Below are 12,728 nucleotides of genomic sequence, written 5' to 3'. Positions count from 1 at the left end.
ATGGAAATCACCTACGCACTGATTATCGGGTCACTTACCTTTGCCGGGGTGTACATGGTGCTCCGCGCCCGTACCTTCCCGGTGGTGGTGGGGCTGACCCTGCTGTCCTATGGGGTGAACCTGTTCCTGTTCTCCACCGGTCGCCTGATGAGTGGTGGCCAGCCGATTATCGGCAGCACCGAGGTCTATTCCGACCCCCTGCCCCAGGCACTGGTGCTGACCGCGATTGTGATCGGCTTTGCCATGACCGCCTTCGCGGTGGTGCTGGCCCTGCGCGCCAAGGCCGACACGGGTAATGACCACGTCGACGGCACCCGCCGCTTTGACCTGCCGGACGAGCCCACGACCGACGACCAGCCCAGGGAGGAGACCGGCCAATGAACCACTGGCTTATCGCGCCGATCCTGATCCCGCTGATTGGCGGCTTCCTGCAGATCTTCCTGGGCTATGCGCCCCTTAGGCTTCGCCGTACGCTGGGACTGATCACCACGGGGCTGTTGCTGGTCAGCACCATCTTCCTGTTGGTACTGGCCACTGACGGCAGCTACCGCGTCTACGCCTTTGGCAACTGGGCCCCGCCCTTCGGCATCGTGATGGTGCTGGACAGGCTGTCGGCGCTGATGCTGTTTGTCACGGCATTGCTGGGGTTGTTCAGCCACCTCTATTCCATGGGCCGCACCGATGTGGACAGCCGCCAGTTCCACGCCCTGTTCCTGTTCCAGCTCATGGGCCTGAATATCGCCTTCCTGACCGGCGACCTGTTTAACCTGTTCGTGGCGTTCGAGGTGCTGCTGATTGCCTCCTACGGTCTGCTGCTCCACGGCGAGGGCAAGGCGCGCACCATCCCGGGGCTGCACTACGTGGTGCTCAACCTGGTGGGCTCCGCCATGTTCCTGATTGCCGTGGGCATGATCTACAGCGTGACCGGCACCCTCAACATGGCGGACCTGGCCGTGACTATCCCAACCCTGGCAGCCGACAAGCTGCCACTGGTGGAAGCCGGCGGCATGATCCTGCTGGTGGTTTTCGCCCTGAAGGCCGCCCTGCTGCCGCTGACTTTCTGGCTGCCGAAGGCCTACGCCGCCGCCACCGCCCCGGTGGCCGCCCTGTTCGCGGTGATGACCAAGGTGGGTGTGTACGCCATTATCCGCGTTTATACACTGATCTTCGGTGAAAATGCCGGTGCCCTGGCGAACCTGGGTATGGACTGGGTGTTCCCGCTGGCATTGCTGACCATCGTCATGGGCATGATCGGCATGATCGGCTCCGCCGGCCTGCGAACGCTGGTGGCGTGGCAGGTGGTGGTGTCCGTGGGCACGATTCTGGCAGCATTTTCACTGCTCAGTGAGGCCGGCCTGTCGTCTGCCCTGTTCTATATGGTGCACACCACCTGGGTAGCCGCCGGACTGTTCCTGGTGGTGGACATGATCGCCGCCCAGCGGGGGTCTGCCACCGACCAGATCGTAACCGCCCCGCGCATGCCCAACCGCACCTTTATCAGCGTAATGTTCATGCTGGGTGCCGTGGCCGCTGCCGGCCTGCCGCCGCTGAGCGGTTTCTTCTCGAAACTGCTGATCATGAACGCCGCCACCCCTGGTGTGGCGATGGCGGCACTGTGGGCGGTGATCCTGCTGTCCGGTTTCATTTCGCTGGTGGCCTACAGCCGCGCCGGCAGCATCGTGTTCTGGCGCAACGTTGAGGGTTATATCGAGAACCCGGAAAAGCTGACCTTCCCTCACACCGTGGGCGCCGGGGCACTGATTGCCATGAGTATCGCCATTGTGGTGGTTGCCGGCCCGCTGAGTGACTACACCGACGCCACCGCCGAGCAACTGCGGGACCCATCCGCCTATACCAGCATACTGGACGCCAGAATGGTCGGGGAGGACGAATCATGACTGCTGAACGTCTGGGTTTTCCTCAGCCCTGGCTGAGCCTTACCCTGTTTGTGGTGTGGCAATTCCTGGCGGACGGAGTCTCCGGCGCCAGCGTGGTGATGGGCCTGATCCTGGCGACCATCATCCCGCAGATCACGTACCGGTTCTGGCCCGACAGCCCACGCCTGCACAAGCCGTGGGTTCTGGTGAAATACCTGCTGGTGGTGTTCTACGACATTGTGGTTGCCAGCGTCTCGGTAGCAATTCTGATCCTCAACCCCCGCCGCCCGCGCCCGGCGTTTGTGTCTTACCCGCTGACCCTGGACCACCCCATGGCCATTACCATACTGGCCAGCACCATCTCACTCACGCCCGGTACGGTCAGCAGTGATGTCAGCGATGATGGCCAGCTCCTGCTGATTCATGCGCTGGACGTGGATGACGACGCCGAGCTGATCCGCAGCATTCATGAGCGTTACGAGAAGCCGCTTATGGAGGTATTCCAATGATGACCCTCGCTCTCTATGCCACCATTGCCATGGTCTCTGTGGCGGCCCTGCTGAACGTGTACCGCCTGGTGCAGGGCCCGGACGCGCCTGATCGTGTGCTGGCTCTGGATACGCTTTACATCAACGGTATTGCCCTGGTCATCCTGCTCGACCTGACGCTGGGTAGCCGGCTCTACCTGGAAACCGCCCTGCTGATGGCCATCATGGGGTTTGTGGGCACGGTGGCGCTGGCCAAATACCTCAAACGCGGCAGCGTTATCGAATAAGGAGCGATGCCATGGTTACCATTCATCCTGTCGCCGACGTGGTCATCAGTCTGCTGTTGCTGACAGGCGGCTTTTTCACCCTGGTGGGCGCCCTCGGTCTGGTGCGCCTGCCGGACTTCTATTCCAGGCTGCACGGGCCCACCAAGGCCACGACCCTGGGGGTGGGCAGTGTGGTCGTCGCCTCAATGCTCTACTTCAAACTGAAAACCGGCGATATTGCCATTACCGAGCTTCTGGTCACGGTATTTCTGTTCCTGACGGCTCCGGTAAGTGCCAACTTTATCGCCAAGGCCGCCATGCACCTGAAGGTGGAGCGATCGGAGGAGACTCGGGGGCAGCCCTGGGACCAATGACTGCTGGCTAGTTTTGTTTTCTTGGGGTATCTGACGTTAGGTGCCTGGCTGGGGGACCGGGGGGAGCTTTTCTTCGCCGCAATTCACGGTCCATCCCTGGACCGACCTTGCTCCGCGACATCCTGTCGCTGCTACGAAAAGCTCCCCCCGGTCCCCCATCCGTCAGACTTTGTGCTGGCCGCCTTCCAAATACCCACTCCCTGAAAGAACTCTTTCAGCATTTCCCAGGAACTTCCGTATAGCGCAAAAACTTACCTGCGAAAAAACCGCTTTTAGCGTGTATATCCAATGTTCCGGCTACCCAAGAGTTCGGCAAGGTGTGGGGTATAGGGGATGTTTTTGGAGTAGCGCCATGGATGGCGCGGAGCAAGGCGGGCGCCAGGGATGGCCCCTGAATTGCGGCGGAAAAAACATCCCCTATACACCACGCCCAGGCACCAAACCATCAGGCTACAGATGAAAACCTCAAAGCCCGGTAAAATCGAAATCCAGTTCAGGAGTCCGGCCCGAAACCACGTCGGCCAGGGCAGCCGCAGACCCGCAGGAATGCGTCCAGCCAAGCGTGCCATGCCCGGTATTCAGATACAGATTCTTAAGGGGGCTCTTGCCAATATAAGGCACATTGGAAGGTGTGGCGGGCCGTAAGCCAGCCCAGAACTCGCACTGATCCCAGTAAGCCCCTTCAGGCATGATCTCCGCGGCACGGCGGACAATCGCCCGGCAACGCACCAGACTCAGGTCTCGGTCATAACCACCCAGTTCGGCGGTGCCGGCAATGCGCAGCCGATCTCCGAGGCGGGAATAGACCAGCTTGTACTCGTCGTCTGTCAGGCTGACCTGGAACGCCGCTTCCTCGTTTTTTACGGGAGCGGTAATGGAGTACCCCTTGGCGGGATAGATGTTCAGGAAGAACCCCAGCTTGCGGGCAAAGTGGGCGCTGTAGCTGCCCATGCTCAGCACATAGCTGTCCATACGCAGGGTGCGATGGCAGCCGTCCGGGCCGATCACGCCCACGCCGTCAATGCGGTCGCGGGTGTTCTCGAAACCTACCACCTCGGTGTCGTAGAGGAATTCCACCCCCGCTTCCTCGGCTTTTCTGGCCAGCTCCTGGGTGAACTTGCGGGCATCGCCGGATTCGTCTTCCCGGGTGAACGTGGCGCCGGCAATGCGGTTGGCAATGGGCTTGAGCGCAGGCTCCAGCTCCAGGGCCCTGTCAGCACCGATAATCTGCCGGTCGCAGCCAAGGTCCTGCATGATGCGGGTCGGTTCCCGGGCGGCATCAAACTCCTTCTCGCTGGTGTAGAAGTGCAGGATGCCCTTTTCCAGGTGGTCATAATCCAGCTTCTGATCCCTCCGCAGGACCTGTAGCTGAGATCGGCTGTAGGTACCCAGGTTGACCATCTGGCGGATATTCCAGGCAGCGCGTTTCGAGGTGCACTGGGTCAGGAACTTCAGGCCCCAGAGCCACTGGGCAGGATCCAGCTTCAGCTTGAACAGCAGCGGCGCGTCCGGCTGGCTCAGCCACTTGAGTACCTTCAGGGGCGCGGAGGGATTGGCCCAGGGTTCGGCGTGGGAGACGGAAATCTGACCGCCATTGGCGTAACTGGTCTCGATACCCGCGCGGGGCTGGCGGTCCACCACGGTTACATCATGGCCCGCCTGCTTCAGATACCATGCCGTGGTTACACCAACAACACCGGCGCCCATCACCAGTACGTGCATATCCGATCCCCTGTCTGTTCTGGAAGTTCGGGCCCGGCAAACCTTTCCGGTTGCGGGGTCCCAAGAGAGAAGTCTTTACAAGCAGCCGCTGAATCAGGCCCGCATCGCCTGGCGTTATCCGCCAGCCCGTTTCACGGTCCAGCCCTGGTCCTGCAGGATCGGGACCAGAATGTCCCGCTGGTCGCCCTGGATTTCAACGACGTTGTCCTTCACGGTGCCGCCGGTGCCGCATTTGGCCTTGAGCTTCTTGGCAAAGTCCTTGAGCTCCTTGCCCGCCAGCGGGATACCCGTCACCAGGGTAACGCCCTTGCCCTTGCGGCCCTTGGTCTCACGGCTGACACGTACGACACCGTCGCCGGCCGGTGCAGTCTGCGCCTTGCAGGTGCATTGCTCCACCGGATTCTGGCATCCCGGGCACATACGGCCCTGCTCGGTGGAATAGACCAGGCCGCCGCTTCCGCTTTTTTTCACATCATCTCCTGTTGTCTGTAGGGTGCCACGGGTTCACTCGCCCGGAGGATAGCGACTGAACATGTCGGCGACCACCTCGTTGATCAGCTTATGACGGGTTTCCGGGGACTGGTTCTGGTTCAGGTAGCGCTTGCTGGTGCCGCGCCACACCACCTTGTCGGTGCTGGCGTCCACCAGGTCGACAATCAGCTGGCCTTCCCGCACTTCCCGCACCGGGGGCGCCGTGGAGAGGCCCCAGCCGAAGCTACCGCGCCCGAAACCAATACCATAGGAAAACCCCGAGGTGTCCAGCCGGTCCACATCATCAATATGATAGCTAACCAGGAGGTCCGCCGACTCCGGCTCCGTCCGGGTCAGTGCCTTGGCCTCAAGGGCGCGGCTGACGGCGTCCTCCACCCGGGAACCGTCCAGGGAGGTGTAACGATTGTCCTCGCTGGGGCCGAAAGCCCAGGTCTCGTAGCTGTCGTAGGCAATACTGGTGTCATAGTCGGTGACGACGTTGGCCGCGCAGCCTGTCATCAGTACGGCGACAAGCAGCAGGGCCGGGCCTGCCATTAACCGGTTCATAAGAGACCTCCCGCTCGCAAAAGCATCCGTTATTGCTGTTTTACGACCACCGTCCCGGGCCGGTTTGAATTACCCGGTCACCGTGTCGTAATGATAATCCAGTTGATTGGCCTCACAAAACGAGACCAGGGACGCCACCGCCGGTTCCGGCAGGTGCACGGTCATGATGACCCCTTCACCGTACACGGTTTCCGCCGGGGTCGCTTCATGCTGTTCGCACCAGTGCCGCAGGGGCTGCTCCAGGGCAAAGGGCAGGGAGACCACCACCTGCTCCATGGGCTGGTTGACCTGCCGCCCGACGGCGGACAGTACCGATTCCGCGGCGCCCGCATAGGCCCGCACCAACCCGCCGGCACCCAGCTTGATGCCGCCGAAGTAGCGGATCACGATCACCGCCACATCGCCCATGTCCTTGTGCTGGATCACGTTGAGGATTGGCTTGCCTGCCGTGCCCGAAGGCTCGCCATCGTCGTTCATGGCCGCCTCCGCTGCCGAACCCGGCGTGCCAATCTGGTAGGCCCAGCAGACATGGCGGGCATCGGGGTGGTCCTGCCAGGCCTGCTGCACCAGGGCTTTCACCTGCTCGCGATCCTGCACCGGGGCGACGCGGGCAATGAAACGGCTCTTGCGGATCTCGGTTTCCTTTTCCAGAAACCCCGCCGGTATCGGGTAGCCCTGGCTCATGACCGGCGCCCGGACAGTCTTTCACCGAGCCCCGGATCATCGGGCCCGGTAAATACCGGCAGCCAGATCCTTACCTGCAGACCGCCCTCGGCCACGTTACGGGCTTCAATACGGCCATCGTGTGAGGCAATGATGTTGCTCGCAATGGCCAGCCCAAGCCCCCAGCCCTTGCCGCTGCGGGCCCGGTCGGCCCGGTAGAAGGGTTCGAAGAGGTGATTGAGTACCTCATCCGGCGCACCGGGGCCCTGATCCGTGATGGTGCAGACCAACTGGTCCCCTTCCCGGGTCAGCCTGACCATGACGGTTTTGCCCGGCGGGGTGTAGTCGAGGGCGTTCTGGAGGATGTTATCGAGGCCCCGGCGTAACAGCTCACCGCTGGCCAGTACCGTCACCTGATGGCAGTCCGGGGCGGCCTCGAAATGGCAGTCCACCCGTCGGTGCTCGGCGTAGTCAGCGGCATCCCGGAGCACATCGTTGATGGCGTGCACCATCTGCACCGGCTCACGCTCAAGCCCATCACCGCCGCTGGAGACCCGGTACAGGGTGAGGATCTGGCCGGTCATTTCCTCCAGACGTTCATTCTGGCGCTGGATGCTAGCCAGCAGCTCCGGCTCCGCGCCGCTGTCTGCCAACAGCTCGATGGCCACCCGCTGGCGGGCCAGGGGCGTACGCAGGTCGTGGGAGATATCCCGCATCAGCTGCTGTTGCCGGTCCAGCAGGTCGCACAGGCGCTCAGTCATGGCGTTGAAGGCCCGCGCGGTCAGGCCGATCTCGTCCCTGCGGCGGGCAATGCGTTCGTTCACCCTGAGGCTGAAATCGCCGCCTGCAATGGCCTGCGCCGTGTTCTCCATGTGGCGTAGCGGTCGTGACACCAGGCGGGCAATCCACCAGCAGGCGAAGGTCAGCAGGATTACCCCAAGGGACAGCTCCAGCGCCCGGGCCAGCCCGGGGGAGATCCGCCCTTCCCGGTCGGACCGGGGCCAGGCCACCAGTCGCTGGCTGTCGTTGACCTCCACCACCGCGGGTTTGCGGTGGTACCAGGCACGCATGCGTTCGCGCACCGAGTCTGGCAATTGCTCCCGGGCCTCATCCACATCCACCAGCATCAGGTGCAGGTCCAGCTCCTCACCCTTGGCCCGCAAGTAACGCCAGAAGGCGCCCCGGTCCTCCCCCTGCTTCAGGCGGACCGCCTCGATGGCCACATCGCGCAGACTCTCCAGGTCCTCAATGGCTTCCCGCTCCCGGTCCAGCAGCTCACGGGTCACCAGGTTGCTGAGTACCACCGCCGACGCCAGGGCCAGCCAGATCAGCAGGAAGATCCGCCAGAACAGCGGGAACATGAAGGGGCGCTTGCCATTGGTGTTCAAGAAAACTCCTGAAGGTCAGTCGGTTGTTGCCGTGGTATCCGGGTCGGTGACCCGGTAGCTGTAACCCAGCCCGCGCACGGTTTCAATGCGGGAGGGCTCTTCCGGGCCCAGCTTGCGGCGCAGGTTACTGATGTGCATATCCAGGGTGCGGTCGTAGGCTGCCAGGCGACGACCCAGGGCCCACTGCATCAGGTCGGTCTTGCGCACCACACTGCCGGCATGGGCCAGCAGCACCTGCAGCACCTCGTATTCGGTGGCGGTCAGGTCGACGGGATCGCCCCGAAGGAAAACACGTCGCTGTTCCGGCTCCACCCGCAGGTCGCCGAACATCCGGTCGGCCTGTACATCGGCCTGGTGATCCCAGGCGACCCGACGCAGCACCGCCTGTAGGCGGGCCACCAGTTCCCGTGGGTTGCAGGGCTTGGGAATATAGTCGTCGGCACCCACCTCGAAACCCACGATGCGGTCGGTCTCGTCGCCCCGGGCTGTCAGCAGCAGCACCGGCAGATGGTTACGGGCCCGCAGTTCCCGCAACACATCCAGCCCTGACATGTCCGGTAGCATGATATCCAGCACCACAATGTCGGTCAGCCCTTCGGCGGCCAGGGCCAGGCCGTCGCCACCATTTTCGGCTTCACGCACCTCGAACCCCTGCCCGGTCAGGTAACGGGCCAGCAGGGACCGCAGCTCTTCATCGTCTTCTACCAGTAAAACCCGGTTCTGCATCCGGCACTCCCCTGTGTGTCCTCTCGCAAGCCACCCTGTATGTCCTCCAGCAAACCATATCACCCTGCCCCACCGCAGCGCAGTACCCGCCAGCCATTTACAGATTATTTACCACCACCTGACAGGAGCTTACACCAGCTTTCATATCATGCTTGTCCGAATAGCGCGGCGATGGTCCGCGCCCTGACGATGATAGACAAGGAGCACCTCCATGAAAGCACTGAAAACCACAGGCCTGCTGACCTCCGCCCTGCTGTCCGCAGCCCTGATCACCAGTCCGCTGGCCATGGCCGGCCAGCACGGCGACCGCGACGGGCACCAGGGCAAACGATCCCACGGCGACATCTGCGAAAAGATGAACAGCGGCGGCTGGGAACAGAAGCGCGAGCAAATGCGCGAAAAGTACAGGGAGCGCCACGAAGCAATGGCTGAACGGCTGCAACTGACCGATGACCAGCGGGAAACCTGGGACGAGATCCGTGATGAACGCCGCGAGAAGTATCAGGAGCGCTTCGAAAAAATGAAACAACGTTGCGAAAAAAACGACGAGGCGTGATCGCGCCACCGCTTCTGTCGTAGAGTACTGTCAACCACTTCTGAAGGTCACCTGGTGTCCCGTGCGGTTAATACACTGACCTGCTGAGGCACTGGGCGGCCGATTTTCGCGGACAGCCTATGACAGAGCAACCTGCCTCTTCCGGACTCCACATCCAGACGGTGGACGCCATTTCCTCCATCGGTCGCGACACCTGGGACCGGTTTGCCGGCACCGCCAACCCGCTGGTCTGTTATGACTTCCTGGAAGCCCTGGAGGCGAGCGGTTCGGTATCCGCACAAACCGGCTGGCAACCCTGTCATCTGACCTTCCACCTCGACGGTCGCCGGGTCGGAGTGGCCCCGGCCTACCTCAAGACCCACTCCATGGGTGAGTACGTCTTTGACTGGGCCTGGGCCGACGCCTGGCAACGTAACGGGCTGCCCTATTACCCGAAGCTGGTGATCGCGGTGCCGTTCACGCCCTGCCAGGGGCCGCGGCTGCTGATCGAAGACCCGGCGCGGGCGGACCTTGCCCCCATCCAGATCCACCAGGCCCTGGACAGGCTGATGGAACAACAGGCGGTGCATTCCTGGCACCTGCTGTTTCCCGACGCCAGCGACCAGACGCTGCTTGCCCAGCCAGGCACGCTGCACCGCCAGGGGTGCCAGTTCCACTGGTTCAACCGGGATTTCCGTACCTTTGATGACTTCCTGGCGCAGCTGACCTCCCGCAAGCGCAAGTCCATCAAACGGGAGCGCCGTCAGGTGGACGAACAGGGCATTACCTTTGAGCACTGGTCCGGCGACAACCTGCCCGACGTGGTGCTGGATGACTTTTTCCTGTTCTACAACGCCACCTATCTCAAACGGGGCATGCGGCCCTATCTGAGCCGGGATTTCTTTGCCCTGCTGGCCCACAGGCTGGGGGAAAAGCTGCGGATCATTACCGCTGTGCGGGAAGATCAGCGGATTGCTGCGGCGCTGTTCATAAAGGGAGAGAAAACACTTTTCGGGCGCTACTGGGGATGCCTGGACGACTACAATCACCTGCACTTCGAAACCTGCTACTACCAGGGCATTGAACTGGCCATCCACGAGGGCCTGTCACGGTTTGATGCCGGTGCCCAGGGGGAGCACAAGCTAGTACGGGGCTTCGAGCCGGTGACTACCCACTCCTGGCACAATGTGGCCCATCCCGGCTTCCGGGATGCGGTGGCCCACTTCTGCCAGGAGGAAGCCGAGGACGTGGCGGCCTATCATGAAGCCGCCCTGGGTGCCCTGCCCTTCCGTCAGTCCTGACCCCGGTAGTTCCATTCCTGCAGGTGGGCGATGCGCTCAAGGGTCTGAGCCTGCTTTTGCTCCAGGGACTTGCTGAAGTTGACGGGGTAGGCCTGCGCAGCCGGCGCCAGCTGTTTCTGCTGATCCGGCAGTGCCGCTACTGCATCACGGGCGTAATCGACCTGATCCTCCAGTGGTGCAATAGCGCCCTCCACCAGGTGTCCGTCCCTCATCACCGGCTGAAGTAAAGGCGTGCCTTCCCCCTCTTCACTGGCTTCCGCGATCAGGTCCCGCTGCATGCGGCCGCTGCCGTCGAACTGGCGGAACACCTGTTTCGGGCAGGGCCAGGAGCGCTTGCCGGTGGACTTCTTCATGCGCGGCTCGCCCTGATAGGCGGTGAGCTTGTAGGCCAGCTCGATGGCAGGCGCGTCATTGGCGACGCCGATGGCGGTGCCCACCCCGAAGCCGTCAATAGGCGCGCCGGCAGCAACCAGGGAGTCGATCTGGTATTCGTCCAGGCCGCCGCTGGCCATGATGCGGATATGGTCCAGGCCCGCTTCATCCAGTATCTGGCGGCAGTCCCGGGCTTCTTCGCCCAGGTCGCCGGAATCCAGCCGGATACCGCCGATGTCCACGTCCGGATTTTCCCGCAGCCAGCGGGCAATGTTCCTGACCGCACCCCGGGTATCGTAGGTGTCCACCAGCAGGGTGGTGCCCGGGTAAAGCTCCGCGTACATGCGGAAGGCCGCCATTTCGTCCTCGCAGGCCTGCACAAAACTGTGCGCCATGGTGCCCTTGACCGGCAGGCCGAAGTCGGTGCCCGCCTGGATATTGCTGGTACCCGCCAGGCCGGCCACGCGGTAGGCGCGAACGCCACGCCAGGCGGAGTCCAGCCCGTGCATCCGGCGCATGCCGAAGTCCACCACCGGGCGACCGTTTGCCGCCAGCACATGGCGCACGGCCTTGGAGGCCAGGGTCGACTCCAGGTGCACGTAGTTCATCACCAGGCTTTCCAGGATCTGCGCCTGGGCCACCGGTGCGGTGATCTCCAGCAGCGGTTCCTGGGGAAATACCGGCGTACCCTCCGGTAGCGCCCTTATGGAGCCGGTAAAGCGCCACTGCCTGAGCCAGTCCAGAAACCCTGGTTCGAAACGGTCCAGCGCTTCCAGCCGGCGGATGTTTTCATCCGTGAAACGCAGCGACTCAATCACCCTTGCCACCTGCTGCTGGCCACAGGCCAGGATGAAATTCCGGTGCTCCGGCAGCTTGCGGAAGAACAGGCTGAACACCGCCTCGCCATCCATGCCGGAACGCCAGTAGGCCTGGGCCATGGCCAGTTCATACAGGTCGACCAGCAGGGGTAAATCCTGCTCCTTGAGCATCAGTGATGGCTCTGCCATTAACTCGCTCCTCAGGGGAATGAATCGGGGTGCACCAGATAGTCGTGGCTACCGGTTTTCAGAATGGCCGGCCCGGAGTCAGTTCCGGACCAGGTTGACACCCTCGTTCGCGAGCGATTCCAGCACTTTGCTGCCTTCATCACCGTCAACGGCTCGGGTGCCATTGACCAGCAGGTCTACCTCGAAACCCAGCTTGCGGGCATCGCGGACCGTGGCCTGTACGCACACATCCAGCGCCAGGCCCGCCACTATCAGCTTGCGGATAGTGTGGCGGCCGAAGTACTGGTCCAGCTCGGTGCCATCAAAAGCCGAGTAGGCATCGGTTTCAAAGGCGGTACCCTTACTTACCCGGACGGTATCCGGTGGCAACTGCATACGCGGGTGGAAGTCGGCGCCGTGGGTATCCTGAACACAGTGCTCGGGCCACGGACCACCACGGGCCTCGAAGCTGCAGTGTTCCAGTGGATGCCAGTCCCGGCTGGCGACGACGGGCCAGCCACGCTCCCTCGCCAGGGTGATCCAGTGATTCACGGTACTGAAGATGGATTCACTGCCCGGAACCGCCAGACTGCCACCCTCGCAGAAGTCATTCTGGATATCGACCAGTAACAGGGCTGTCTGTTGGTCATTCATGGCAACCTCCTTTCACCGAACCATAGCGGGATAAAGGATAAGGCTTTACTCATTACCTTGGGGGCCAATGGCAGAAGGCTCAACCCCTCTCCGGATTCTTACCCGGGAACCACGCATAAATCGTTTCGGCAGGCCGTTTCTGTCATAACGTGACGCAGTTCACGCACGTTCGGCGGACCAAAAATTAAATGCCAAGATATTGATTTTACAGAATTAATAGTAACGCAGCCGGCAATAAACCCGACCCTCACAGGCCTTCCGGCCCCATGCTTACAGGTTTGTAAGCTTTCTCCTACACGCCATAACAGTGATGTCTGGTTTTCCGGAATTCGCCATTC

Annotated in this window: 15 protein-coding genes; 7 read left to right on the top strand and 8 right to left on the bottom strand. The window is 62.2% G+C overall.

Annotated elements, in window-relative coordinates:
* From ACFOZ5_RS15085 to ACFOZ5_RS15065, 5 genes are read left to right on the top strand one after another with little or no spacing between them, the layout of a single operon-like run.
* Complete coding sequence (locus ACFOZ5_RS15085; RefSeq protein WP_379888770.1) at positions 1-381, top strand: Na+/H+ antiporter subunit C; 381 nt, start codon at positions 1-3, stop codon at positions 379-381.
* Positions 378-1,898 carry a monovalent cation/H+ antiporter subunit D gene (locus ACFOZ5_RS15080; RefSeq protein ID WP_379888768.1) on the top strand — a complete coding sequence of 507 codons (1,521 nt, stop codon included), beginning with the start codon at positions 378-380 and terminating at the stop codon, positions 1,896-1,898. Before ACFOZ5_RS15085 ends, ACFOZ5_RS15080 begins: the two co-directional genes overlap by 4 nt.
* The gene (locus ACFOZ5_RS15075; RefSeq protein WP_379888766.1) at positions 1,895-2,386 is read left to right on the top strand and encodes a Na+/H+ antiporter subunit E; all 492 of its coding nucleotides are present in this window, start codon (positions 1,895-1,897) and stop codon (positions 2,384-2,386) included. The genes ACFOZ5_RS15080 and ACFOZ5_RS15075 overlap by 4 nt, the downstream gene beginning before the upstream one ends.
* Positions 2,383-2,652 carry a K+/H+ antiporter subunit F gene (locus ACFOZ5_RS15070; protein WP_379888764.1) on the top strand — a complete coding sequence of 90 codons (270 nt, stop codon included), beginning with the start codon at positions 2,383-2,385 and terminating at the stop codon, positions 2,650-2,652. Before ACFOZ5_RS15075 ends, ACFOZ5_RS15070 begins: the two co-directional genes overlap by 4 nt.
* An 11-nt stretch (positions 2,653-2,663) precedes the next feature.
* Positions 2,664-3,005: a Na+/H+ antiporter subunit G gene (locus tag ACFOZ5_RS15065; RefSeq protein WP_379888762.1), complete on the top strand. Its 342-nt coding sequence runs from the start codon at positions 2,664-2,666 to the stop codon at positions 3,003-3,005.
* Positions 3,006-3,470: 465 nt separating this feature from the next.
* Here the strand turns inward: ACFOZ5_RS15065 and ACFOZ5_RS15060 are convergent, their stop codons facing one another.
* The 6 genes from ACFOZ5_RS15060 to ACFOZ5_RS15035 form a co-directional block, all read right to left on the bottom strand.
* Complete coding sequence (locus ACFOZ5_RS15060; RefSeq protein WP_379888760.1) at positions 3,471-4,727, bottom strand: D-amino acid dehydrogenase; 1,257 nt, start codon at positions 4,725-4,727, stop codon at positions 3,471-3,473.
* Between the two features lie 114 nt (positions 4,728-4,841).
* The gene (locus ACFOZ5_RS15055; RefSeq protein ID WP_379888758.1) at positions 4,842-5,198 is read right to left on the bottom strand and encodes a translation initiation factor Sui1; all 357 of its coding nucleotides are present in this window, start codon (positions 5,196-5,198) and stop codon (positions 4,842-4,844) included.
* 33 nt (positions 5,199-5,231) lie between these two features.
* Entirely contained in the window at positions 5,232-5,765 is a 534-nt protein-coding gene (locus ACFOZ5_RS15050) for a DUF4136 domain-containing protein (protein WP_379888756.1), read from the bottom strand.
* Positions 5,766-5,834: 69 nt separating this feature from the next.
* Positions 5,835-6,449, bottom strand: a complete 615-nt coding sequence (locus ACFOZ5_RS15045; protein WP_379888754.1) for an IMPACT family protein — start codon at positions 6,447-6,449, stop codon at positions 5,835-5,837.
* The gene (locus ACFOZ5_RS15040) at positions 6,446-7,816 is read right to left on the bottom strand and encodes a sensor histidine kinase (RefSeq protein WP_379888752.1); all 1,371 of its coding nucleotides are present in this window, start codon (positions 7,814-7,816) and stop codon (positions 6,446-6,448) included. Before ACFOZ5_RS15040 ends, ACFOZ5_RS15045 begins: the two co-directional genes overlap by 4 nt.
* A gap of 15 nt (positions 7,817-7,831) precedes the next feature.
* Positions 7,832-8,542 (bottom strand): response regulator transcription factor, encoded by a 711-nt coding sequence (locus ACFOZ5_RS15035; RefSeq protein WP_379888750.1) that lies wholly within the window; start codon positions 8,540-8,542, stop codon positions 7,832-7,834.
* Positions 8,543-8,753: 211 nt separating this feature from the next.
* Here ACFOZ5_RS15035 and ACFOZ5_RS15030 point away from each other — a divergent pair, with 211 nt between their 5' ends.
* Both ACFOZ5_RS15030 and ACFOZ5_RS15025 read left to right on the top strand, forming a co-directional pair.
* Positions 8,754-9,098, top strand: a complete 345-nt coding sequence (locus ACFOZ5_RS15030; RefSeq protein WP_379888748.1) for a hypothetical protein — start codon at positions 8,754-8,756, stop codon at positions 9,096-9,098.
* Positions 9,099-9,217: 119 nt separating this feature from the next.
* Complete coding sequence (locus tag ACFOZ5_RS15025) at positions 9,218-10,378, top strand: GNAT family N-acetyltransferase (RefSeq protein ID WP_379888746.1); 1,161 nt, start codon at positions 9,218-9,220, stop codon at positions 10,376-10,378.
* On the opposite strand, the gene ACFOZ5_RS15020 is transcribed toward ACFOZ5_RS15025, so the two are convergent.
* Together ACFOZ5_RS15020 and ACFOZ5_RS15015 are read right to left on the bottom strand one after the other, a co-directional pair.
* Positions 10,369-11,757 carry a nicotinate phosphoribosyltransferase gene (locus ACFOZ5_RS15020; RefSeq protein ID WP_379888744.1) on the bottom strand — a complete coding sequence of 463 codons (1,389 nt, stop codon included), beginning with the start codon at positions 11,755-11,757 and terminating at the stop codon, positions 10,369-10,371. The genes ACFOZ5_RS15025 and ACFOZ5_RS15020 overlap by 10 nt on opposite strands.
* Before the next feature lie 78 nt (positions 11,758-11,835).
* A complete protein-coding gene (locus ACFOZ5_RS15015; RefSeq protein WP_379888742.1) occupies positions 11,836-12,390 on the bottom strand; it encodes an isochorismatase family protein in 555 nt (184 codons plus the stop codon).
* Positions 12,391-12,728: the final 338 nt, after the last annotated feature.

Source organism: Marinobacter lacisalsi, from assembly GCF_042651045.1.
Lineage (GTDB): Bacteria > Pseudomonadota > Gammaproteobacteria > Pseudomonadales > Oleiphilaceae > Marinobacter > Marinobacter lacisalsi.
Note: the sequence above shows the minus strand (reverse complement) of the source record. Positions and strands in the feature narration are given on the sequence as shown.